Raw genomic sequence first — 22,698 nt, forward strand, 5'->3', positions numbered from 1 at the left:
GAAGGAGGAATGGTGACCGCAGCACTGGACGCCTACTACGGGACGTTCACCAGCGAGAAGGAGAAGGCAGCCCTCGGCGTGCCGCTCAAGCTGGTGGCCGCCTGGGCGAGGAACGACGCCGACGGCGTGGCCGACGTCTTCACCGAGGACGGGGTGCTCATCCTGCCCGGCGACGTGTACAAGACCAGCCGCGAGGAGATCCGCGCCTTCATGGCGGCCGCGTACGCCGGCCCGTTCAAGGGCAGCGGCGTCACGGGCCAGCCCGTCGACCTGCGCTTCGTCACCGACGACGTGGCGCTGATCCGTACCCACGGCGGGATCCTGCCCCCCGGCGAGACCGAGATCGACCCCGCCCTCGCGGTCCGCTCCACCTGGACGATCGTCAGGCGCGACGGCGAGTGGCAGCTCACCGCCTACCAGAACAGCCCGCGCGGCGCGGGCGCGACCCTGCGCTGGTGAACACCGGTCCCCGGGCAGAGCCCACCCCACCGAGAGGCAGGAGAACCCGATGACCGAACGGGCCGCCAAGGCCGCCCTCCTCGTCGAACAGGCGAAGGAATGGGCCGGCCACTACGGCAGTTTCCCCAACGGCGAGGAAGGAGCCGTCCTCAGCGTGCCGCTGCGGTTCCGCGGCACCTGGGACCGCGGTGACGCCGACGCCCTGGCCGACGTCTTCGCCGACAACGGCAGCCTGCTGCTGGGCGACGACCAGCTCCAGGGCCGCGAGCAGATCCGCACCCGCCTCACCGAGGGCTTCGCCGGCCCCTACAAGGGCACCCGCGTCGTCCACGACCCGGTCTCCGTCCGGTTCATCACCGACGGCGTCGCCGTCGCCGTCACCGAGGGCGGGCTCGTCCGTGCCGACCTCGACGGACCGGCCCCCGAGGACCAGGTCCGCGCCGTGTGGGTGGTCGTCAAGGACGAAGGCGACTGGAAGCTGTTCTCCTACCAGACCAGCCCCGTCAAGGGCTGAGCCACCACGCCCCGCCGGGAGGCCACCGCTGTGAAAGCACTCGTCCTCGCGGGCGGATCGGGTACGCGCCTTCGCCCGCTCAGCCACTCCATGCCCAAGCAGCTCATGCCGATCGCCAACAAGCCCGTTCTGGAGTACGTCCTGGAGAACATCCGGGCGGCGGGCATCGAGGAGATCGGGGTGGTGGTCGGCCAGTGGGCCGATGAGTTCACGCGCGTGCTCGGCGACGGCTCCCGGTTCGGGGCGCGCCTGACCTACATCCGGCAGGACCAACCGCTCGGCCTGGCCCACTGCGTCCGCCTCGCCCGCCCCTTCCTCGGCGGCGACGACTTCGTGCTGTACCTCGGTGACATCGTCCTCCCCGACGGGATCACCGAGGCCGCCGCGCGGTTCGCCGAAGAGCGCCCGGCGGCCCACGTCATGGTCCGCAAGGTGCCCGACCCGCGCGCGTTCGGCGTCGTCGAACTGGGTGAGGGCGGCCGGGTCCGGGCCCTGGTCGAAAAGCCCCGGCAGCCGCGCAGCGACCTCGCCCTGATGGGCGTGTACTTCTTCACCCCGGCCGTCCACCGCGCGGTCGACGCGATCGGGCCCGGAGCCCGGGGCGAACTGGAGATCACCGACGCCCTCCAGTGGATGGTCGCCTCGGGCTCCGCGGTCACCGCCGGGGAACACGACGGCTACTGGCAGGACACCGGCAGCGCCGACGCGGTCCTCGCCTGCAACCGCCGCCTGCTCGGCGCCCTGGAGCCGGCCCTGGACGGCACGGTCGACGGCCTGAGCGTGCTGGACGGGCCCGTGGTGCTGGGACCCGGCGCCCGGGTCGTCGCCTCCCGGATCACCGGCCCGGCCGTCATCGGCGCCGGGACCCTCGTCCAGGACAGCCGGATCGGCCCCTACACCTCCGTCGGCCGCGACTGCGTCCTGAGCGGGGCGTACGTCAGCGACTCCATCGTCCTCGACGGCGCGACCGTCGCCGACGTGCCCCGCCTGCACGACTCGATCATCGGCCGCTCGGCGACCGTCGGGCCCGCGGGCGCCCACCACCGCTTGGTGGTCGGTGACCACACCCGCGTCGAGATCGCCGCCTGAACCGACTTGAGCAATCTGGAAGAAGAGCGCGACCGCCGCGCTCACTACCGTGTCGCAGATACGGCACTCAGCCTCCGCTTCCCCCGCCCGCGCAGGAGTGTGCGCCCCATGACTCAGACCGATCCGGCCCACGTGACCGACAGACCCGCGCCGGACCCCGTGGGCGCTCCCACCGGCCCGGCCCCCTCGGGCTCCTGGCTGCGGCGTCCCTGGACGCTGCCGCTGGCCCTGGTGATCGTGGCCTTCCTCGTCTACACCTGGCCGCGCTACCTGGGCCTGGACCCGGCCGAGTCGCTGATCCCGATCAATCCGGAGTTCGCCGGCCACTACGCCTTCCTGGTGGCGCACATCGTGTTCGGCACCGTCGCCATCGTGACGGCGGGCCTCCAGATGTGGCCCTGGCTGCGCCGCGAGCACCCGGCCGTGCACCGCGTCAGCGGGCGCGCGTACGTCATCGGCGGCATGGTGCCGTCCGCCACGCTCTCCCTGGTGATCATGCCCTTCGGCACGCTCACCGGCCTCGGCGCCATCGGCACCACGCTCTGGGCGGCCCTGTCGCTGGTCGTCACCATCGGCGGGTTCCGCGCGGCGCGCGCCCGCCGCTACGAGGCGCACCGCGTGCTGATGATCTACAGCTTCGCGCTGTGCATGGGCGTCGTGACGGGCCGGATCTTCTTCAACGCGGTCTGGTACGGAACCGCTCTGATACCCGACTTCAACTACGAACTCCTGCCCATACTGGCCCAGTTGGCCGGGTTCTGGGTGAACTGGATCGTCACCCTCCTGGCCGCACACTGGTGGCTGCGCCGCTCCTCCGCCCGCCGGGCGGCGGTCGCGGCCGGAGCCTAAGCACACGCACCAACCGGAAGGACCAACCCTCATGACGACCTTCGTGTTGATCCACGGCGCCGAAGACGGCGCCTGGAGCTGGCACCTGGTGGAAGCCGCGCTGCGCGAGCGCGGCCACGACGTGGTCGCCGTAGACCTGCCCAGCGAGGACGAGAACGCGACCTACAGCGAATACGCCGACACCGTCGTCGAGGCCATCGGCGACCGCACCGACCTGGTCGTGGCGGGCCACTCCCTGGGCGGCTTCACCGCGCCCATCGTGGCCGAGCGCACCGGCGCCGACCTCATCGTGTTCGTGTCCGGGATGATCCCGCGGCCCGGCGAGACCCCGAACGAGTGGTGGCAGAACACCGGCCACAACGCCCTCGTCTACGAACCCGCCGAAGGCGAGGACGAGAACGCGCAGTTCTACCACGACGTCCCGCCGGAGCTGGCCGCCGAGGCCCTGCGCCGCGCGCGGATCCAACAGCAGACCCCGATGGACCGGGTCTGGCCGCTGGAGACGTGGCCGTCCATCCCCTCCAGGGTCCTGATCGGCCGTGACGACCGCTTCATGCCCGAGGAGTGGAGCCGGCAGGTCGCCAAGGACCGCCTCGGCATCGAGGCCGACGCCATCGACGGCGGCCACTGCCTGCCGCTCAGCCGCCCGCAGGAGGTGGCGGACGTACTGGAGGCCTACGCCGCCGAGCTGTAGCACCCCGGGAGTCCCGGGCCGTGGGGCCGTGCGCGAACACGCGCACGGCCCCACCGTCGTCTCCGTCTCCGTCTCCCTCCCGCCCCGACCGGTAGCGGAAACCGGGCAATCCAGAAGATGCCCGACCCACCGCCCCGGTGCGACGCTCGACGCCGGCGCTCCTGCCGGACGTCCCGGCACCCGGGGAGCCGGGCCGTCCGGCCGAGGTCGTTCCCGCTACCGGAAGGGACTCCCATGCGTGTCCTGTTCGTCTCCTGCCTGAACAAGTCTCAGCTGTACCTCCTGGCCCCACTGGCCTGGTCGATGCAGACCGCGGGGCACGAGGTGCGCGTCGCGAGCCATCCCGACCTGGCCGGCGACATCGCCGGCCTCGGTCTCATGCCCGTGCCCGTCGGCGAACCCGCCGCCCACCTCGGCCAGGACCTCGCCGACGCCGAACCCGAGAAGGAGCCCGCGGGCGGGACGCCCGCCGGCGCGGCCCCGGCCGCCCTGCGCCCCACCTCCCGGCAGAGCGAGTACGGCTGGGACGACCCGTACGCCGAGTACGTCTCCCTGGCCACCGAGTTCTTCCCGCTGCTGTCCCCCGACTCCACCTTCGACGACCTGGTCGCCTTCGCCCGCCGCTGGCAGCCCGACCTGGTCGTCTGGAACACCCTGTCCTTCGCCGGTCCCGTCGCCGCCCGGGCCTGCGGCGCCGCGCATGCCCGCTTCCTGTGGGGCGTCGACACCCTCGGACAGCTGCGCACCGCCGTCGCCTCCGAACTGACCCACCGCCACGACCCCATGCGGGCCTGGCTGGAGCCGATCCTCAAGCTCCACGGCTGCGAATTCGACGAGGAGATGGTCCTCGGCCAGTGGAGCCTCGACCCGTCCCCGGACTGGATCCACCACCCCAAGGGCATCCACCACGTCCCGGTGCGCCCCGTCGCCTTCAACGGCCCCGTGCAGTCCCCCGACTGGGTCTACGACACGCCCGAGCGCCGTCGCGTGTGCCTGACCCTCGGCTTCTCGCACCGCGAGTCCCACGGCATAGAAGCCTCCGCGGCCGAACTCCTCGAGGCGGTCGCCGACATCGACGCCGAGGTCGTCGCCACCTTCTCCGGCAGCCAGCTCGACGCGCGGACCACCGTCCCCGACAACGTCCGGCTGGTGGACTTCGTCCCGCTCACCACCCTGCTGCCCACCTGCTCGGCGATCGTCCACCACGGCGGGCCCGGCACCTTCATCACCGCCGTCGAGCACGGCGTCCCCCAGCTGATCGTCCCCGGCACGTACTGGAGCGAGAAGTGGTGGGCGCCCGTGGCCCACGCCAACGGCCTCCAGGACGAGGGCGCCGGCCTGTACGTCGCCGACTCCGACCAGATCACCGCCGAGCTGCTGCGCACCCAGCTGCTGCGCGTCCTCGACGACCCCTCCTTCGCGGCCAACGCCGCCCGGCTGCGCACCCAGCGCCTGGGCACCCCGAGCCCGAACGAGATCGTCCCCCTGCTGGAGCGCCTGACCGCGCGCCACCGAGCCGCCCGCCCCTGAGGTCGCGAGCCCCCGAGGCCGGACGCCCCCCACGGACCAAGCCCCTGTCCGAAGCGACGAAGTGACGTAGACCGGGAAGGAAGACCATGGAAACACCCCCCGAGACCGGTGGCCCCCCGGCTCCCAGGGCCACACGGCGGGAGTGGATCGGGCTGGCGGTCCTCGCCCTGCCCACCACCCTGCTGGCCCTCGACCTGGGCGTGCTGTACCTGGCGCTGCCGCACCTGAGCGCCGACCTCGACCCGAGCAGCACCCAACAACTGTGGATCATGGACATCTACGCGTTCATGATCGCGGGCTTCCTCATCACCATGGGGACCCTCGGCGACCGCATCGGCCGCCGCCGGCTCCTGCTGATCGGGGCCGCCGCCTTCGGCGTCGCCTCCGTACTGGCGGCGTACTCCACGAGCGCCGAGATGCTCATCGTCACCCGCGCCCTGCTGGGCATCGCGGGCGCCACCCTCGGCCCCTCGACGCTGGCGCTGATCAGCAACATGTTCCAGGACGAGAAGCAGCGCGGCATGGCCATCGCCGTGTGGATGAGCTGCTTCATGGCCGGAACCGCCGTCGGACCCGTCATCGGCGGGGCGCTCCTGGAGTACTTCTGGTGGGGCTCGGTGTTCCTGCTCGGCGTACCGGTCATGGTGGTGCTGCTGGTGGCCGGCCCCCGGCTGCTGCCCGAGTACCGCGACCCGGAGCCCGGCCGGCTCGACCTGGCCAGCGTCGGCCTGTCGCTGGCGGCCATCCTGCCCGTCATCTACGCCCTCAAGGAGGTGGCGGCGCACGGCGTGTCGGCCGTGTCCCTCACCGCCGGGGCCCTCGGCATCGCGGCCGGGGTGGTGTTCGTCGCCCGCCAGCGGAAGCTGGCCGCGCCCCTGCTGGACGTCGGCCTCTTCCGCAGCCGCTCCTTCAGCGGGGCCCTGGCCGTGATGCTGATCGGCACGGCCACCCTGGGCGGCGTCGGGCTGTTCGTCACCCAGTACCTCCAGATGGTCGACGGCCTGTCACCGCTGGCCGCCGGGCCGTGGATGCTGCCCTCAGCCCTGGGCACCGTCGTGGGCGCGATGCTGGCGCCCGCGGTGGCGCAGAAGATCGGCACCGGTCAGGTCATCGCCGCCGGCGCGACCCTCTCGGCCGTCGGCGGCCTGCTCCTGACCCAGGTCGGCAGCGGGTCCGGGGCCCTGCCCGTCATCGCCTGCTTCACGCTGATCTTCTTCGGCCTGGGCCCGATGGCCGCGCTCAGCACCGACCTGGTCGTCGGCGCCGCCCCGCCCGAGAAGGCGGGATCGGCGGCGTCGACCTCGGAGACCAGCAGCGAGCTCGGCGTGGCACTCGGCGTCGCCCTGCTGGGCAGCGTCGGCACCGCCGTCTACCGCGCGGAGGCGGCCGACACCCTGCCCACCGGCCTGCCGGCCGGGGCGGCGGACGCCGCACGCGAGTCGCTGGCCGGCGCGTCGGCCGCCGCCGCCGACCTGTCGGAGTCGGTGGCCGCCACCCTGCTCGGCCCGGCCCGCGAGGCCTTCACCAACGGCCTGAACAGCGTCGCGGGCGCCAGCGCCGCCTCCATGGTGGTGCTGGTGGCCCTCGCCTACGGCCTGCTGCGCACCCGGCGCGCCGCGGCCCCCGACGGACCCGCGCCGCAGCCGGCCGCCGCCGAACCCGAGGAGGCCGCCCTCGGCCGCGCCGAGTAGACGCGCCCCCCCACGACGGGAACGCACGACGGTACGAACGCGAAGGGCCCCGTACGGCCGGCCGGTGACACCGGACCGGCCGTACGGGGCCCTTCGCGCGGCCGGGGGACGCCCCGGCCCGCGCCCGGCCGCTGTCAGCCGTTGACGGGGCTGCTCTGGTGCGAGAACAGCCGCAGGTCGCCCTCGCCCTCCTTGACGATGACCCAGGTGGCCCGGATCCGGCGCTGCGGGGCGACCTCGGTCTCGCCGTCCAGGACGATCCCGCCCTCGGTGACGGCCAGCGCGACACCGTCGTCCAGGAACTTCAGCGACAGCGGGTAGCCGGTCACGTGGGCGCCCTTGTAGACGCCCTGGAATCCCTTGGTCATGTAGGAGCGGATCTCCTCACGGCTCGTCAGCTGGTCGTCCTGCATCAGCAGGCTGCCGTTCTCGGAGAAGCAGTCCGCGAAGACGTCGCCGTCGTTCGCCGCCCAGGCGGCCTGCACCCGCAGCGCCACCGACAGCACGGCCCGCTCGTCGGGAGAGGTGAACGAGCGGTAGTAGTCGACGTCCTCCTCCACACCGGCGGCGGCGAGAAGCTCGGCGGCGTTGCCCCAAGCTGCGTTGCCCCAAGACGTGGCGGTCTCGCTCATGCTGGATCTCCTTGTCGTATGCGGGTCGGTTCCGGGCGAACCCCACGCCACATCGTCACACCCGCCGCGGCGCCGCGCGTCTTCGCGATTGCGCTCTGACCGGCGCCCCAACTCCCTTACACCGGAAGCCGTTTAGGCACTCCAGGAGAAGCCGCCCGGAGCACGCTGCGCGATTCTTGAGCCAAACGTCCGAGGAGGGGTTCATGTACGACTACGTCATCGTCGGCGGCGGCTCGGCAGGCGCGGTGCTCGCGGCCCGGCTCAGCGAGGACCCGCAGGTCACGGTGTGTCTCGTGGAAGCCGGACCGGTCGATTCGGCGGAACAGATCCACGTACCCGCGGCCTTCGCGAAGCTCTTCCGTACCCGGCTCGACTGGGACTACGACACGCATGACGAGCCGTACCTGAACCGGCGCCGCCTCTACCTCCCGCGCGGGCGCGTGCTCGGCGGCACCAGCTCTATCAACACGCAGATCTACATCCGCGGCAACCGGGCCGACTACGACGCCTGGGGCCAGCCCGGCTGGAGCTACGGGGAACTGCTGCCCTACTTCAAGCGGTCCGAGGACAACGAGCGCGGCGCCGACGCCTTCCACGGCACCGGAGGACCGCTCGCCGTCAGCGACGGCCGCGCCGAGAACCCCATGTCGACCGCCTTCGTGGAAGCCGCCGTCGAGGCCGGGTACACCGCCAACGACGACTTCAACGGAGCCACCCAGGACGGCTTCGGCGCCTTCCAGCTCAACCAGCGCGACGGCCGCCGCGCCAGCACCGCGACCGCCTTCCTGCACCCCGTGCTGGACCGGCCCAACCTCACCGTCGAGACCAACCTCCAGGTCCACCGGGTCCTGATCGAGAACGGCCGCGCGACCGGCGTCGTCGGCCACCGCCTCGACGAGCTGCTCACCCTGCGCGCCGAACGCGAGGTGATCCTCTGCGCCGGCACCTACAACTCCCCGCAGCTGCTCCAGCTCTCCGGCATCGGGCCCGCCGCCCTGCTCGGCGCCCTCGGCATCCCCGTGGTCCTCGACCAGCCCCTGGTCGGCCAGAACCTCCAGGACCACGTCCTGATCCCGCTGGTCTACCCGCACGAGCACCCCATCAGCATGCTCGCCGCGGGCACCCCCGAGAACTTCCAGCGCTTCCTCGCCGAAGGCCGCGGACCGCTGACCTCCAACGGCCCCGAGGTCGGCGGGTTCGTCCGTACCGACGCCGGCCGGGGCGCCCCCGACGTCGAGTACCTCGCCGCCCCGGTCATGTTCACCGACGGAGGCCTCGGCGTGCCCACCGCCCACGCCTTCACCTTCGGCCCCTCCCTGCTCACCCCGCGCAGCCGGGGCTCGGTCGGCCTGGCCTCGGAGGACCCGACGGCCAAGCCGCGCATCCAGCACAACTACTTCGCCGAGGAAGCCGACCTGGACACGGCCGTCGCCGCCCTGCGGATCGCCCTCGACATCGCCGGTCAGAAGGCGCTCTCCCCCTACACGGCGACCCCGTACCTGCCGCCGGCCTCCGCCTCCGACGCAGACCTGCGCGCCTACGTCCGGCGCGTCACCCACTCCATCTTCCACCCCACCTCCACCTGCGCCATGGGCGCCGTCGTCGACGCGGACCTGAAGGTCCTGGGCATCGAGGGGCTGCGCGTGGCCGACGCGTCGGTCATGCCGACCGTGGTCCGGGGCAACACCAACGCCCCCACCATCGCCATCGCCGAGAAGGCCGCCGACCTCGTACGCGGCCTGCGCGCCCCGGCCGGCACCGCGCAGGACGCGGCCCCCACCGCCGCCTGAGCGGATACACGCCACGAGGGCGGGCCGGCGGATCGACCGCCGGCCCGCCCTCTTCCCGTACCCGCCGTCAGCGGCCGCGCGACTCCCGGTATTCGCGGATCTCCGAGCACACGAGGTCCACGTCGTCCTCGTTGTTGAAGTAGTGGAAGGAGATCCGGGCGAACGCCCCGCGCGGGGCGATCCGGATGTCGCGCGACGCCAGCCACGCGCCCAGCGCCCCCGGATCCGGATCGCACAGCGCCAGGTGCGCGCCCCGGTCGGCCGGGCCGGCCGGACCGGCGAGCTTCTCGCCCTGCTCGGCCAGCAGCCCGGCCGCCCGCCCGGTCAGCGCCGACACGTGCCGGCGCACCTCGTCCGGACCCGCCCGCTGGATCAGCCGCAGGGCGGCCCCCGCCGCGTACGCCGCCGGCACCGCGTGGTTGCCGGTCTCCAGGCGCCGCGCCCCGTCCGCGAAGTCCAGGGTGTACGGGTCGAAGGCGTCCGGGTCGACCCGGCCGAACCAGCCGGTGAGCAACGGCTCCCGTTCGTCGCGCAGTTCCGGCCGTACGTACAGGAAGGCCAGCCCCGGAACCCCGAGCATGTACTTCTGCGAGCCCGCCACCAGGTAGTCCACGTCCCAGGCCGCCACGTCGACCGGCTCCACGCCCACCGACTGGTAGGCGTCGACGAACACCCGCGCCCCGGCCGCGTGCGCCAGCGCCGCGATCCGCGCCACCGGCAGCCGCACCCCCTGCAGGAACGTCGCCGAGGGCAGGAAGACCAGCGAGGTGCGCTCGTCGATCGCGTCCGCGTACCCCTCGGCCACCGCGTCGGGATCGCCTCCGGGCACGAACACCACCTCGGCGCCCAGTCGGCGCTGCGCCAGCAGGACGTGCGCGATCGTCGGGAAGTCCTCCGCCGAGACCACCAGCCGGGGCCTCGTGACCAGGTCCACGACCGACACCGCCTGGTAGGCACCCTGGGTGGCATGGGGGACCAGCGCGACGTCCCCCGGCCGCGCCCCGACGAGCGAGGCGAACCGGCCGCGGGCGTCCTCGATCGCCACCTCCCACTCCGGCCACGGCGAGACCGTCTTGTCCATCGCGCCGAAGAAGCCCGCCATCGCCTCGTCCACGTCCGTCGAACGTGCCCCGAGGCTGCACGAACCCAGGTGCGTGGTGCGCCGCAGCATCGGGAACCGCGCGCGGAACGCCGCCGGGTCCAACGGCCCGTCCGCTTCCGCGCCGCTCCGCGCCCCCGGCGCGGCGCCCCGCGCCGCACCCGTGGCCGGCGCGCTCACGCACACCCGCCGTGGTCGGCCACCAGCTCCGTCGTCGGGCTCGCGGTGTCCAGCGCGGCGGCGTTGGCCAGCGCCTCGTCCTTCGACATCCCCATGTAGTGGATGATCACCTCGTGGTTGGTGGACGTCACCGCGTTGTGCGAACCCGTCCGGTAGTACAGGTCCAGCGACACCGGCGCGTGACGCAGGTCCGCCTCCCGGTCCCCGCGCAGCGCCGCGATGATCGCCGGCACGTCGTACTCCAGCCGCACGCCCCCGCGTACGTGGTACCCCTCGCCGCGCAGCGACACCACCGGCAGCGCGGACTCCACCGGGACCGGGGCCTCCGGGTCGTGGTACACCGGATGCGTCAGCAGGTCGTAGCGGAAGATCTCCTCCACCACCGGGGCCGATTCCGCGGGCAGCTTGGGCCGGATCTCCGAGGCCCACCACCGCCGCAGCAGCTCGCGGGAGTCCGCGTCGGTGTAGAAGAGGGTGACGCCCTGGGCGATGTCACCCGTACCGCCGATGGCGCTCGCCATCGCCGCCCGCAGCGGCTCGGCCGCCGGGTCACCGGAATCCTCGATGTACGCGCCGATGCTGCGCAGCGCCTCCGACTGGGTGATGCCGGCCAGCTCGCGCAGCCCCACCCAGGTGTGGCGCAGCACGCACATCTCGGCGACCACGCGCGCCCAGTACAGGAACCGCTGCATCTGCTGGTTCTGGGCGAAGGTCACGGTGTTGTTCGCCAGCATGTACTCGAAGTCGTCGTTGTCGCCGCGCACCGAGATGATGCCGTACCGGGACTTCTGCTCGGTGTAGTCGGTGTTGGGCAGCATCAGCATCGGGTAGCAGGCGATGCGCGACACCCGGCGCGAGAGCTTGTCGTAGCCCTCCATGAACGACTCCACCGTCTCCCCCGGGGCGCCCCAGATGAGCTCGGCGTACAGGTCGAGCCCCTCCTTGCCCAGCCACTCGGCGAGGTCCTCCCAGGCGTTCACCTTCATGTTCTTGCGGTTCATGAGGTTCAGGGTGTTGTCGTCGAGGGTCTGCAGGGCCAGCGTGAAGGAGCTGCGCATGCCGGCCTTCTTCATCTTGCTGACGATCTCGAAGAACGACTTGGACTTGTTCTTCGCCCACGAGGTCTCCAGCGCGCGCGGGAACCCGTACTGCTCGCGCAGCTCGATCAGGTCGTCCATGAAGTCCACGTCGCTGCGCAGCAGCCCGAAGTTCGCGTCGCACAGGACGATCGTGTGGACCTGGTGCTTGGCGAACAGCTCCAGCTCCTCCCGCAGCCGCTCGCGGGAGAACGCCCGGACCTTCTGCCCGATCGCCCCGCCCCAGTAGCAGAAGGCGCATTTGTACGGGCAGCCGCGGTTCGTCTCCATGATGGCGACGTCGTAGCGGAAATCACCCTTCTCGTCCGTGAGCTCCAGCGCACCCGTCAGGAACGGCGACGGAATGTCGTCGAGGTTCTCGATCCTTTCCCGGTCCTCGTTCTTCACCGGGGCGCCCTCGGGGCTCTGGTACGTCAGACCGGTGATCGAGTTGAGTTCGCGCGGTGAGGTTCCTTCGAGATACGCGGAAAGGATGTCACGGAAGACGAACTCGCCCTCGCCGTTCACAACGGCGTCGACCTCGGGGAACATCCGGAACACCCGGTTCCCCTGATGGGCCACGTGCGTGCCGCCCATGACCACCCAGCCATCGGGGTTGAGCTGCTTGAACGTTTCGGCGAGGGAGCCGAAGGTCCGGAAGTTCCACCCGAGCACGGAGAACGCCAGCACGTCCGGAACACCGTCCCGGAACATTTCGTTCGCCATGCTCGACAGGGTCTTTCCGCCCCGGTAGTTCAGGATGCGGATGTCGGCTTCCCTGGCTATCCGGTCATCGGCCAGGGCCGTGGATTTCATGTACCCCATGGCGAGCGGCATGGATTCCATGGGCGAATCCCACACGCTTTGCTGAACCAGGTAGACCAGGGCTTTCTCACGCGGCATCGTCAGGACTCCCTTGATTCTGCATTCCGGCGCGGTTCGACTGCTCAAGGGTGGCCGCGGCGCGGTGAGCGGAACATCTTCGAGGATGCGCACCTGGTACTGCAACGGTGTTTGCTGTGATGGTTTGTTGGCTTCGGGTGGTGTGTGGCCTCGGCGTTTGTAGTGGCTGACGCGGGCTTGGTGTTGCCGTCGTCGGCGCCAGTACGACCAGTGCAGGACGTGGTTGGTGCTCTGGCGGGGTCGGGTGAGGCGGGTGATCAGGCGTCTGACTTCGGGGAGGGTGAGGGGTATGAGCTGGGAGGATCCGTTTCTGCTTTCCCGGCATCCTGTTCGCGGGCCCGCAGGACGGTGAGGCAGGCGTGGGCGGCCATGGCGAGGGTGATGTGGCGGTGCCAGCCGTCGTGGCGGCGGACCTGGTAGTCGTCCAGGCCGCACTCCTGCTTCGCGCTCTGGAAGCATTCCTCGACGGCCCATCGGCTGCCGGCGACGTGGATCAGTTCGTCGAGGGTGGATCCTGCGGGGCAGTAGGCGATGTAGTACGAGATCTCCTCGGGCCTGGGGACGCTTCGCCGGGCGATCACCCAGTGGCGGCGGTCTTCGCGGTGCCAGGGACGGACCTCGACGCGAGCCCAGTCGTAGACCCGCGGACCGTGGACTCCATTCCCGCAGGAACGGCGTTTCCACTTCTGACGGGGCAGACCATTGAACAGGTCGTGGACGGGGTGGTCGGTGACTCCTCCCCCTCGTGAACGAGGGGGCTTCTCGCTATGCCGGTTGGGCTTCGCGACGGACCAGCCCGGCCCGTAGAACGTTGAGTGCTCCGACTGTGTCGGCGTGCGCGGTGTGGCAGCTTCGCTTCACACCGGCCCGCGGCACCTTCGCCGACCGGGCAAGGACCGTGGCCCGGCAGGTCGCGGACGTCACCGGGCACGAGCCGGTGGCCCTGGACCTGTCCGCTCCGGACTGCCCCGTCCACGCCGTGCAGGTCGTCTGCCCCGGCACCCCATCCCGGATCAGAAGGGCGATGCCCCGATGAACACCACTACCCCGACCGTGAGGTCGGCCGAGTACGACGCCTTCCACGCGACCCGCGCCCGCACCGGTCTGGTCTCGCGCCTGTACGCCGAGGCGATGGGCGAGGAGTACCCGGCCGAGATCGCCGCCTCCAGCTCCTGCGACTGGCCCCTGCTGGGGCTGTTGGCCGCGCGGCTGCGGATGCGTCCGGGCCAGCTCCTCGTGGACGCCGGATGCGGCGCTGGCGGCATCGGCCTGTGGCTGGCCCGCGCCCTCGCCGTCCGCCTGGACGCCTTCGACCTCTCGCGAGGCGCCGCGCCCCCGTCACAGGGAGGCGGAGAACTTCAGCAGCACCACACCGCCGATGATGGCGGCGAACGACGCGATCTTGGGCAGGGTGATCCTCTCCTTGTAGAGGACGGACGCCAGCGCGACCGTGCCGACGGCCCCGACACCGGTCCAGATGGTGTAGCCGACGGCCACGTCCAGCGTCCGCAGGGACAGGCTCAGAGCGTAGACGCCGCAGGCCGCGGCGAGCACGGTGAAAACGGAGGGCCAGAGCTTCGTGAAGCCCTTGGCGGCGTTCGTACCGAGGGCGAAGGCGATCTCGAAGACGATGGCGATCGCGAGGTAGAGCCAGGCCATGACGGTGCTCCTTCGGGTCGGTGGCAGAGGGGTGTGCGTGACCGGCCGTCAGACCGAGACGGGCTCGGGCTCGGGGGCCTTCGCCGTCCCGGACGTGCGGTCGGCGAGCTTGAGCCCCAGGATCCCGCCGATGATGAGGACGAAGGCGATGACCTTGCCGATGTTCAGCGTCTCGTCGAAGATCACCGTGCCGAGGGTGACCGTGCCGACCGAGCCGATGCCGGTCCAGATGGTGTACCCGACGCTGACGTCCAGGGTCCGCAGCGCCAGGCTCAGGAAGTAGACGCCGAAGGCCGCCGCGAGCACGGTGACGACGGACGGCCATAACTTGGTGAAGCCCTCGGTGGCATTGGTGCCCAGGGCGAAGACGACCTCGAAGGCCGAGGCGATGAGCAGGTGTATCCAGGCCATGACGGGCCCTCCGTTGGGTGTACGACGGAAATCGTTGACGATCTCTCGAAGCCGGCTCCGCGCGCGGCCCGGGCCCCGCCGCGCGTGTGCATGTGCGTGTGGATCGCAGGTGGCCCGTCATCCCGTCCCGGCTCCATGCGCCCCTCCTCGTCGGGATCGGCCCATGGTAGGGAGCCGCCCCGGGCGCTACCAATGCCGCCCGGCGACTCAGCCAAGTCCAGCGGCACCCGCCGCCACCACCCGAGCCCCGGCCGACGCCTTCACCGCGGCCCCGCGTCAGTCGCCGGCCCGACCCCGCGGCTGCCGCCCCGATCCCGTTGGAGGAGCCATCGACCGCCCCCTGGACCGTTGGCCACCCGTGGCCGGTGATACGGATCGATCAGCTCAAGCAGTGGCGCGGCCTGGCCACCCGATATGACAAGACCGCCACCATCTACCTCGCCGGACTCCACATCGCCGCCATCTTCATCTGGTCGGCGAGATGACGAGATGATCCGAAAACTACAACCGCCTCACCTACACCGTCGTGCAGCCTCCGCCCGGCGTCGCCGGCGCCCTAAGGGCTGTCCCGTAATCCCCGGCGGGCGCACGACGACAGCTACGGCACCTCGCCGCGTTGTCGGAGCGCCCGAATACGCCCAGTATGAGGACGCCCCTCCGCCTTGCGATGCACCGCATCTGACGCCGTGCGCTGATCCACCGGGGATTACGGGACAGCCCTTAGGCGGTCTCTTCCAGATCTTGCCCGGCCCCCGCTCAGACGAGCCGGGTAAGGGCTTCCTCCAGGGCGGTGACGACCCGGCCGGCCTGCCCGGCGGACAGGTGCGGTCCGATCGGCAGGCTCAGCACCTCGTCGGCCAGCCGCTCCGACAGCGGGAAGGAACCGGCCGGCAGGCCCGCGTCGGCGTACGCGCCCGAGCGGTGCACCGGCACCGGATAGTGGATCAGCGTCTCGATCCCGGACTCGGCCAGCAGCTCGCGCAGCCGCGCCCGCCGCGCGCAGCGCACGACGAACAGGTGCCACACCGGGGCCGCCCAGGGGGCCGGCCGGGGGAGCACCAGCCCCGGCAGGCCGTCGAGCGCGCGCAGATAGCGCTCGGCCACGGCCGAGCGCCGGGCGTTCCACTCGTCCAGGACCTCCAGTTTCACCCGCAGCACGGCCGCCTGGAGCTCGTCCAGCCGGGAGTTGGTGCCCCGCACCTCGTGCCGGTACTTCACCTCGGAGCCGTAGTTGCGCAGGCGCCGGATCCGGCGGGCGAGCTGCCCGTCCGAGGTCACCACCGCGCCCGCGTCACCCACGGCACCGAGGTTCTTGCCCGGGTAGAGGCTGAACGCGACCGTGGAGTCACCCGAGCCCACCCGGCGCCCGTCCACCAGCGCCCCCGGTGCCTGCGCCGCGTCCTCCACGAGCGCCAGCCCGTACCGCCGCGCGCACCCGGCCAGGGCCCGCAGGTCCGCCGGATGCCCGTACAGGTGCACCGGCAGCAGCGCCCGGGTCCGCGGTGTGACGGCCGCCGCCACCTGCGCGGCGTCCAGGGTCCAGGTGTGCTCGTCCACCTCGACCGGCACCGGGGTGGCCCCGGCGGCCGAGACCGCCAGCCAGGTCGCCACGAACGTGTGGGCCGGCACGATCACCTCGTCGCCCGGCCCGATCCCCAGGCAGCGCAGGACCAGCTCCAGCGCGGACCCGCCGTTGCTCACCGACACGCAGTGCGCGCCGCCGCAGTACGCCGCGAACTCCTCCTCGAACGCCTCCACCTCGGGCCCCAGCACGAAGCGGCCCGAGCCCATCACCCGGGCCCAGGCCGCGTCGAGGCCGCTCCGCAGCTCCGTGTAGGGCGCCCGCAGGTCCAGGAAGGGGACCAGCGGCTCACGCGCGGCGCCCGGAGCCGGCTCAGCGGGCACCGGCGTAGCCCCGGCTGACGATCCGGCGGGCCGCCTCGCAGTAGTACGCCTCACTCGTGGGCAGCTCCGTGGCCAGGCCGCCCACATACCGGTTGAACATGCAGAACGCCGCCGCGATCAGGACGGTGTCGTGGATGTCGGCGTCGCAGGCGCCCTCGGCGCGGGCCGCGGCCACCGCCTCGTCGGTCACCGGACCGGCGTGCGCCTGCACCTGGGCGGCGATCCGCAGCAGCGCCCGCGTCCTGGCCCCGACCGGCGCCGAGGCCGGGTCGGCGAGCACCGCCTTGACCAGCTCATGGCCCCCGGCCAGCTGCGCCGCGGCGAACGCGCGGTGCGAGTCGGAGCAGAAGCGGGTGCCGTTGAGCTCGGAGACGTACGCGGCGATCAGCTCCCGCTCACCGCGGCCCAGCGACGGCGTCGCCGTGCGGAGCAGGGCGTCGGCCAGGGCGCCGAGCGGCGCGGCGGTGTCCGGCCGCTGTGCCATCAGGCCGCTGATACCGGGCAGGTCGTTGTCCAGGGTGATGTGGGGCATCGTCGGTTCCTCCAGGAACGGGTCAGGGCCGCGCGGGTGTGGGGGCCGCGGGCGCGGCCCCGGCGGCCGGTGCGGGCGCGGGCAGGGCTCCGATCAGCCGGAGCGGGGGGTGCGCGCAGAGGTAGAGGCGGCCGCCGGGCATCGTGTACCCCCGGTGCCCGCGGCGGGTCAGCCCGGCCCAGGCGGTGGTGTCCCGGGGGGTGACGTGCGGGTCGGCGGCCCCGACGACGGTGGTGACCGGGCAGTCGAGCGGCGGCCCCTGCCGGTACACGTAGCCGTCCAGCATCCGGTGGTCGGCGGCGACGTACGGCAGCACCGACCGGCGCAGCGCGGGGTCCAGCAGCAGCCGCCCGTCACGGCCGCCGAGCTCTACGAGGGCGGCGGCGACGGCGTCGTGGCCGTGCTGGCTGCGGCCCGGGCCGAGCCCCGTACGGGTCTGCGGCGCGGGGGCGCCGGAGGCGAACAGGTGGCCCACCGGGAAGCCGGCCCGCTGGAGCAGCCGGGCGGTCTCGAAGGCCACCCAGGCGCCCAGGCTGTGCCCGAACAGGGCGACCGGACGGTCCATCAGCGGGTGGACGGCCCGCGCGACGGCGGCCGCCAGCCGGTGCACGTCGGTCGGGCACGGCTCGTCGGAGCGGGGCCCGCGCCCCGGATACCGCAGGGCGTACACCTCGGCGGCGGTGAGGCTCTCGCCCCACGTGTCGAAGAGGCGGGCCGAACCTCCCTCGTGGGGGAAGCAGATCAGCCGCCATCCCGCCTCGGGGCGGGGGGTCGTGCGCTCCAGCCAGCTCATGGTGGCGAGGGCGGCAGCCGGTCAGCGCCTGGGCCAGCCGATGTCATCGGGCCCGGTGGCGGCGGAGGCGGTGAGGCGGGCAACGCGAAGGACGGTACGCATGGCGTCTCCTCGATGGGTCGGACCCGACGGAGTGTCGGAGAGTTCGCGACGGCCAGGAACCTAGTGGAGCCGGAAGGGGGTGGCAACGAATTGCCAGACTTTGGCAACTCGCTGCACCACCACCGCCCCCGCCGCCGCGAAGGCCTGTGCGGACGTGGCCGGGCACCCTCCGGGGCGCCGGGGCGGGCCGATGGTCGTACTTCCTGGCGCGCCCTCGACGAGCGTGGCGTAGGCACGGAACAAGCCCTGGGGAGCAGCCTGCCGTTCGTCGCGACGACCTGGGCTGTCGGTTGTACGGCGGCACGTGCGGTCCCCGCCCCGGGTGTCGTGGCGTACTACGAGCACGCGTAACCGCTAGAAGTGGTCGGGCAGCCAGGGTTCGAGGTCTGCCGTACTGCGGACGAGGGACGCGAGCGCCTTCTCCGGCACGGCATGGACCCCGGCCATCCGGGCCGAGGTGGCGGACCGGTAGCCACGGCGTACCAGACCGCGAGCCGGCGCCGGGTGAAGGTCACCTGTCCTTCGACACGGGTGGGGGTGATCTCGGCAGCTGCGGCCATCACCTGGAACATCCAACGGCCCCAGGAGTCGCCGGCCTCGTTCTCGATCTCGATCGGTACAGCGGTGGTGAGGTCGGCGGGCCAGCCACGGAGCCGGACGGCCTCGGGGACGTCGAGGATGCGCAGCATCCACGGGTGCCAGGACTCGGCGATGGGCCGGAAGCGGTGAAGGTTGTGCAGCGGGATGGGACAGGGCGGCAGGGCTCCGCGGCGGAATTCGATGGTCTCGGCACGGGTGTTGTGGCGGCCGAGGAAGGCGAGCATGGCCGCGGCGGTCGGCTGACTCGCTGCCCAGAAATCAAGCGCCGAGATGCACCTCAAGCGCGGCGGCATCGAGCAGGCGTGCGCCACCTGGCACCGGGCGATCGACCACATGGACGGCGTCCGCTCCGTCCGCACCCGCAAGGCCGTCAGCCGCATGAGGGGCGACCTCACCCGCTTCCGGGCCCGTGGCCTGCGGTGCGCGGCGGAACTCGACGAACGTGCCCGCGACTTCCTCGCCGGCAGTTGAGTCAGGCGTCGCGGCGAAGCGGTGTCTGCGTGTACCGGCGGACGACCGGCTCCAGGTAGTCCGCGTGCGGGCCGACCAGGCGGGCGAGCTCGTCCGGGGAGCGCACAAGCGCGATCTCGTCGAGTTCGGGTTCACGGTCCTGAGCGCGCTCCGCCCTCGCCGCAGCGGCGAAGTCTTCGCGCAGCGCGGACTCCGGCAGGGCCGGGGCGAGGTAGGTCAGGCCGATGCTGCTGTTCTCTCCGCGGGTAACCGCCCACAGCCGCAAAGCCCCGGGGGCCGTGTCGATACCCATCTCCTCGACCAGCTCCCGCGACGCCTGGCCACCCAGTGCAGCCTCATCCAGAGCTTCGCCGTCCAGGGGCGGCTCTACCGAACCTCCCGGCAGCTGCCAACGGCCCGGGGCTGCCGTGGACGGCGACATCCTCGCCGCCAATACACGACCGTCATCGGTCGGCTGGACGACGTTCACGAACAACGACGGCAGCGCAGTGGCGCCCGCAACCTGGCGCAGGGCGTAGTGCCGGTAGGTCACCCGCGCCCAGGAGAGGCGAAGGGCGTGCGGCCCGATCCATCCCAGTCCCGCGCACGCCACCACCGGCCCGTCGAAGAGGGTCGGGTTGGCCTGGACCGCCATGTCCCACACGCGGTCTCCGGCCGATTCATCCTCGGGTGACAGCGGCGGCGCTTCAACCTCCGCCAGGTGAAGCCGTTGCACATCAAAGAGGTCAATACCCACGGGGGGCAGCGTCTCGGTCACCGACTCAGCGTAGAGCCTGGGCGGATCGACAAGAGAGGCCGCGAAGCCGACCGCCGATGGACATCTACCGGTGCCACCGGCCCGTGCACGGCGGCCCCCACCTCCGCCCCGACGAGCCGCGCGTTTCGGAGGAACGGGACGACTTCGCGTACGTTCCCGCCAGCACCGGTCCCCGACCTCGCGACCGCCGTAACCTGGGCAAACGGGAGCGCGCCCAGCGACGGATCAGCGCAGTAGCGGGCCTCGGGGCGGGTGTGCGGGGGGTCAGGCGGCGCCGTTGAGGCGGTGGGTGCGCAAGGTGCGGACCAGTGCGACCTGGTCGCCCAGGTTGCGGCGGGACAGTTCGGGCGCGGTCACCTCCACCCCGAACTCCAGGCAGATCCGCCGGGCGAGCCGCGTGACGAGCAGCGAGTCCCCGCCGCGCGCGAAGAAGTCCGAGTGGTCGGTGAGCCCGCCCGACAGGCGCAGCAGCTCGCACCAGGCGGTGACCACGAAGTCCCGTACCTCGCAGTCCCCGAGCGTCTCGGGCGCGGCGTCCGCCGCCGGCCGGGCCGTGGTGCGCAGGAGCGCCAGGTCCACCGGCCGGGCCGCCCTCCAGGGCACGCCGAGGGCGGCCGCGGCCGTACCGCCCCGGCCGTCGGCGATCCGGCGGCCCGCCGCCTTCGGCGCGGGCACGGGCGCGGGGCCGAGCACGACATGGGCGCGGGCGTCCGAGACCCGCGCGGGCCGCACCTCCCCGGCCTGCCCGCGCAGCACCAGCAGGGCGTCGACCAGCGAGACCAGCCCGGCGATGTCCGTGCCCGCGCCCGCGCCGGGCTCGGCAGCGGCCCGGTCCGGCCCGGCGGCGGTGACGGCCGCGTCCAGGATCACCCCGTACGGCCGCGGCGCGCCGGCCGGCAGTTCCCCCAGCCGCCGCAGGACCAGGCAGGCCGCCCCCGCCTGCGAGGGCTCGTGCCCCCCGGCCCCGTGGCCCGCGACGACCACGCACAGGTCGCACTCCCCGGCCCGCAGCGCCTCGACGGCCGCCCGTACGGTCACCAGCGCCGAGCCCCCGGCGGCCGGGAAGTCCCGCACCGGACCGGTGAGCCCGAGCCGGTGCGCGATCCGCCGCGCGGTGTGGCCGGGCCCGGCGGCGCCGGACGCGTACACCCCCGTCGCCGCCGCCTCGGAGTACGGCTCGGGACCGGAGTCCCCCAGCGCCCTGCGGACGGCCTCCAGCATCAGCCGGTGCCGCGGGCCCGCCGTACGCGGCGCCCGCCACCGGACGGGGAAGTCGCCGCTGCCCGGCAACCGGGCGGCCATGCCGGTGACGGCGATGTCATGGGAACGGTCGCGGGTCATGTACGCCGCCTCCTGATGGGCCTCGGCGACGGGCGGTCCCGCGGCGCCGGCTCTGGTCTGTCAAGCAAAAGTAGGGCAACGGCGGCCGTGATGGCAATGAGTTGCCAAGCGTGCTGTCATCCAACGCGCCATGAGAACAAGCGCAGTTCACTGATCAGCCCTGATCGCAAGGGGGTTGCGGCCCCGAATCCTTGCCTGGGACCCGACCGCCTCGCTACTCTTTGGCACATGTGGGTGGAAGCCCGTGGCACAGATACGGCAAGATGGTGAGACTCTGAACACCCCGGTACGCCGATCCCAGCCGTTCGTCGAGACCGTTGAGGGAAAACACGTGTTGGAGCAGCCATCCTTCGGGCGCCGCCTCAGGCAACTGCGGACCGAGCGCGGCCTCGCGCAGTCCGCCGTCGCGGGCGACGGCATGTCGGCGGGCTACCTGTCCCGCCTGGAATCGGGCGCCCGGCAGCCGACGGAGCGCGCCGTGGCCTACCTGGCCGAGCGGCTCGGCATCAGCCCGGCCGAGTTCGAGGGGTCCAGGGCAGGCTCGCTGGTCCAGAGCCTGACCATCGCCACCTCCCTCGACTCCGACGAGACCGGCGAACTCCTCGCCGAGGCCCTCAGGTCGGCCCAGGGGCAGGACCCCCTGCTGCGCTGGCAGAGCCTGTGGCTGCTGGCCCAGTGGAAGCGCCGCCGGGGCGAACTCGCCCAGGAGCGCGCCTACCTCGACGAACTCGTCGGCCTCGGCGACGAGATCGGCCTGACCGAGCTGCGCGCCCGCGGCCTCACCCACCTCGCCCGGTGCATGCGCGCCTCGGGTGAGATCACCGCGGCCATCGAGGCCTCCGCCACCGCCCACCGGCTGGCCCGGGACGGCGGGCTGTCCCGCCAGGACATGGCGACGGCCCTGCTGGTCCTCGTATCGGTCGAGGCCGAGGCGGGCCGGCTGCCCGAGGCCCGCGGCCACGCCGACGAGCTGACGGCCCTCGTCGAGGGCCAGAGCGACGCGCTGTGGGCCGAGGCCATGTGGACCGCCGCGGCGGTCTGGGTGCGCCAGGGCGAGTTCGCCCCCGCGCAGGCGCTCCTGGAGCAGGCGCTCCAGGGGTACAGCGGCCGCGAGAACCTCACGCTGTGGCTGCGCCTGCGGGTGGCCGCGGCCCGGCTCCACCTGCAGAAGTACCCGCCGGAACCGGACGTGGCCCAGAGCTACGTCGAGGCCGCCGAGAGCGGACTGCCCTTCGCCGGGACCCCCGCGCTCGAACAGGAACTGACGGCGCTCGGTGCCGAACTGGCCTTCCTGGAGGGCCGGGTCATGGACGCCCGCGCACTCCTGGACCGGCTGGGCCGCTTCGAGCTGCGCATGACCTACCGGGACGGGGTCCGCCTGGAGGTCCTGCGCTGCCGGCTGCTCATGCTGGAGGGCGCCGAGGAGGAGGGCCTGGCGGGGCTGCAGAGGCTGGCCGCGCAGGCCCAGGAGACCGGCAGTGTCGATCTCGCCGCCGACATCTGGCGGCTCACCGCCGAGTCCCTGGTCCGGGCGCGCGACGCCCACCCCGTCAAGGCCTTCCCGACCGCGCGGACCGCCCGGACGGGAGCCTGAGCGGCCCTTCCGTCCGTCGCGCCGCCG

Annotated in this window: 22 protein-coding genes and 1 pseudogene; 10 read left to right on the forward strand and 13 right to left on the reverse strand. The window is 72.5% G+C overall.

Translation table 11 applies throughout. From position 1 onward, the window contains the following. Positions 1-9 precede the first annotated feature (9 nt). The 7 genes from ACWDYJ_RS15335 to ACWDYJ_RS15365 all read left to right on the forward strand — a co-directional run bounded on the left by ACWDYJ_RS15335 (position 10) and on the right by ACWDYJ_RS15365 (position 6,826). Positions 10-459, forward strand: a complete 450-nt coding sequence (locus ACWDYJ_RS15335) for an SgcJ/EcaC family oxidoreductase (RefSeq protein WP_451566017.1) — start codon at positions 10-12, stop codon at positions 457-459. A gap of 49 nt (positions 460-508) precedes the next feature. Then, positions 509-973, forward strand: coding sequence for an SgcJ/EcaC family oxidoreductase (locus ACWDYJ_RS15340; protein WP_451566018.1), 465 nt, complete (start codon positions 509-511; stop codon positions 971-973). 30 nt (positions 974-1,003) lie between these two features. Further along, entirely contained in the window at positions 1,004-2,062 is a 1,059-nt protein-coding gene (locus ACWDYJ_RS15345; RefSeq protein ID WP_451566019.1) for a glucose-1-phosphate thymidylyltransferase, read from the forward strand. 108 nt (positions 2,063-2,170) lie between these two features. After that, positions 2,171-2,911, forward strand: a complete 741-nt coding sequence (locus tag ACWDYJ_RS15350; RefSeq protein ID WP_451566020.1) for a DUF2306 domain-containing protein — start codon at positions 2,171-2,173, stop codon at positions 2,909-2,911. Positions 2,912-2,942: 31 nt separating this feature from the next. Continuing rightward, positions 2,943-3,605, forward strand: a complete 663-nt coding sequence (locus ACWDYJ_RS15355) for an alpha/beta hydrolase (protein WP_451566021.1) — start codon at positions 2,943-2,945, stop codon at positions 3,603-3,605. A gap of 234 nt (positions 3,606-3,839) precedes the next feature. Beyond that, a complete protein-coding gene (locus ACWDYJ_RS15360) occupies positions 3,840-5,135 on the forward strand; it encodes an activator-dependent family glycosyltransferase (protein ID WP_451566022.1) in 1,296 nt (431 codons plus the stop codon). Positions 5,136-5,221: 86 nt separating this feature from the next. Continuing rightward, entirely contained in the window at positions 5,222-6,826 is a 1,605-nt protein-coding gene (locus tag ACWDYJ_RS15365) for an MFS transporter (RefSeq protein WP_451566023.1), read from the forward strand. Between the two features lie 134 nt (positions 6,827-6,960). Here ACWDYJ_RS15365 and ACWDYJ_RS15370 read toward each other — a convergent pair whose 3' ends face one another. Next, the gene (locus ACWDYJ_RS15370; RefSeq protein WP_451566024.1) at positions 6,961-7,458 is read right to left on the reverse strand and encodes an SgcJ/EcaC family oxidoreductase; all 498 of its coding nucleotides are present in this window, start codon (positions 7,456-7,458) and stop codon (positions 6,961-6,963) included. Between the two features lie 203 nt (positions 7,459-7,661). On the opposite strand from ACWDYJ_RS15370, the gene ACWDYJ_RS15375 reads away from it, so the two are divergent. Further along, a complete protein-coding gene (locus ACWDYJ_RS15375; RefSeq protein ID WP_451566025.1) occupies positions 7,662-9,248 on the forward strand; it encodes a GMC family oxidoreductase in 1,587 nt (528 codons plus the stop codon). Between the two features lie 67 nt (positions 9,249-9,315). On the opposite strand, the gene ACWDYJ_RS15380 is transcribed toward ACWDYJ_RS15375, so the two are convergent. The 10 genes and pseudogenes from ACWDYJ_RS15380 to ACWDYJ_RS15425 form a co-directional block, all read right to left on the reverse strand. Then, the gene (locus ACWDYJ_RS15380) at positions 9,316-10,527 is read right to left on the reverse strand and encodes an aminotransferase class V-fold PLP-dependent enzyme (RefSeq protein WP_451566026.1); all 1,212 of its coding nucleotides are present in this window, start codon (positions 10,525-10,527) and stop codon (positions 9,316-9,318) included. Next, positions 10,524-12,506, reverse strand: a complete 1,983-nt coding sequence (locus tag ACWDYJ_RS15385; RefSeq protein ID WP_451566027.1) for a KedN5 family methylcobalamin-dependent radical SAM C-methyltransferase — start codon at positions 12,504-12,506, stop codon at positions 10,524-10,526. Before ACWDYJ_RS15385 ends, ACWDYJ_RS15380 begins: the two co-directional genes overlap by 4 nt. Before the next feature lie 257 nt (positions 12,507-12,763). Further along, positions 12,764-13,246 (reverse strand): annotated as a pseudogene (locus ACWDYJ_RS15390) (IS701 family transposase); the annotation flags it as partial. Positions 13,247-13,519: 273 nt separating this feature from the next. Continuing rightward, complete coding sequence (locus ACWDYJ_RS15395; RefSeq protein ID WP_451566028.1) at positions 13,520-13,771, reverse strand: hypothetical protein; 252 nt, start codon at positions 13,769-13,771, stop codon at positions 13,520-13,522. A gap of 73 nt (positions 13,772-13,844) precedes the next feature. Further along, positions 13,845-14,165, reverse strand: coding sequence for a DMT family transporter (locus ACWDYJ_RS15400; RefSeq protein WP_451566029.1), 321 nt, complete (start codon positions 14,163-14,165; stop codon positions 13,845-13,847). Positions 14,166-14,213: 48 nt separating this feature from the next. Beyond that, positions 14,214-14,576, reverse strand: a complete 363-nt coding sequence (locus tag ACWDYJ_RS15405; protein WP_451566030.1) for a DMT family transporter — start codon at positions 14,574-14,576, stop codon at positions 14,214-14,216. 756 nt (positions 14,577-15,332) lie between these two features. Beyond that, positions 15,333-16,481, reverse strand: coding sequence for a DegT/DnrJ/EryC1/StrS family aminotransferase (locus tag ACWDYJ_RS15410; RefSeq protein WP_451566031.1), 1,149 nt, complete (start codon positions 16,479-16,481; stop codon positions 15,333-15,335). After that, the gene (locus tag ACWDYJ_RS15415) at positions 16,471-17,013 is read right to left on the reverse strand and encodes a carboxymuconolactone decarboxylase family protein (protein ID WP_451566032.1); all 543 of its coding nucleotides are present in this window, start codon (positions 17,011-17,013) and stop codon (positions 16,471-16,473) included. Before ACWDYJ_RS15415 ends, ACWDYJ_RS15410 begins: the two co-directional genes overlap by 11 nt. A 22-nt stretch (positions 17,014-17,035) precedes the next feature. Next, a complete protein-coding gene (locus ACWDYJ_RS15420) occupies positions 17,036-17,806 on the reverse strand; it encodes a thioesterase II family protein (protein ID WP_451566033.1) in 771 nt (256 codons plus the stop codon). Positions 17,807-18,243: 437 nt separating this feature from the next. Next, positions 18,244-18,732: a hypothetical protein gene (locus ACWDYJ_RS15425; protein WP_451566034.1), complete on the reverse strand. Its 489-nt coding sequence runs from the start codon at positions 18,730-18,732 to the stop codon at positions 18,244-18,246. A 46-nt stretch (positions 18,733-18,778) separates the two neighbouring features. On the opposite strand from ACWDYJ_RS15425, the gene ACWDYJ_RS15430 reads away from it, so the two are divergent. After that, positions 18,779-18,979, forward strand: a complete 201-nt coding sequence (locus ACWDYJ_RS15430; protein WP_451566035.1) for a hypothetical protein — start codon at positions 18,779-18,781, stop codon at positions 18,977-18,979. Position 18,980: 1 nt separating this feature from the next. On the opposite strand, the gene ACWDYJ_RS15435 is transcribed toward ACWDYJ_RS15430, so the two are convergent. Next, positions 18,981-19,736, reverse strand: a complete 756-nt coding sequence (locus tag ACWDYJ_RS15435) for an NUDIX hydrolase (RefSeq protein ID WP_451566036.1) — start codon at positions 19,734-19,736, stop codon at positions 18,981-18,983. A gap of 264 nt (positions 19,737-20,000) precedes the next feature. Further along, positions 20,001-21,077: a beta-ketoacyl synthase N-terminal-like domain-containing protein gene (locus ACWDYJ_RS15440; RefSeq protein WP_451566037.1), complete on the reverse strand. Its 1,077-nt coding sequence runs from the start codon at positions 21,075-21,077 to the stop codon at positions 20,001-20,003. A gap of 331 nt (positions 21,078-21,408) precedes the next feature. Between ACWDYJ_RS15440 and ACWDYJ_RS15445 the strand changes: the two genes are divergently transcribed. After that, a complete protein-coding gene (locus ACWDYJ_RS15445) occupies positions 21,409-22,671 on the forward strand; it encodes a helix-turn-helix domain-containing protein (RefSeq protein WP_451566038.1) in 1,263 nt (420 codons plus the stop codon). Positions 22,672-22,698: the final 27 nt, after the last annotated feature.

Source organism: Streptomyces sp. NPDC003042 (genome assembly GCF_053591315.1).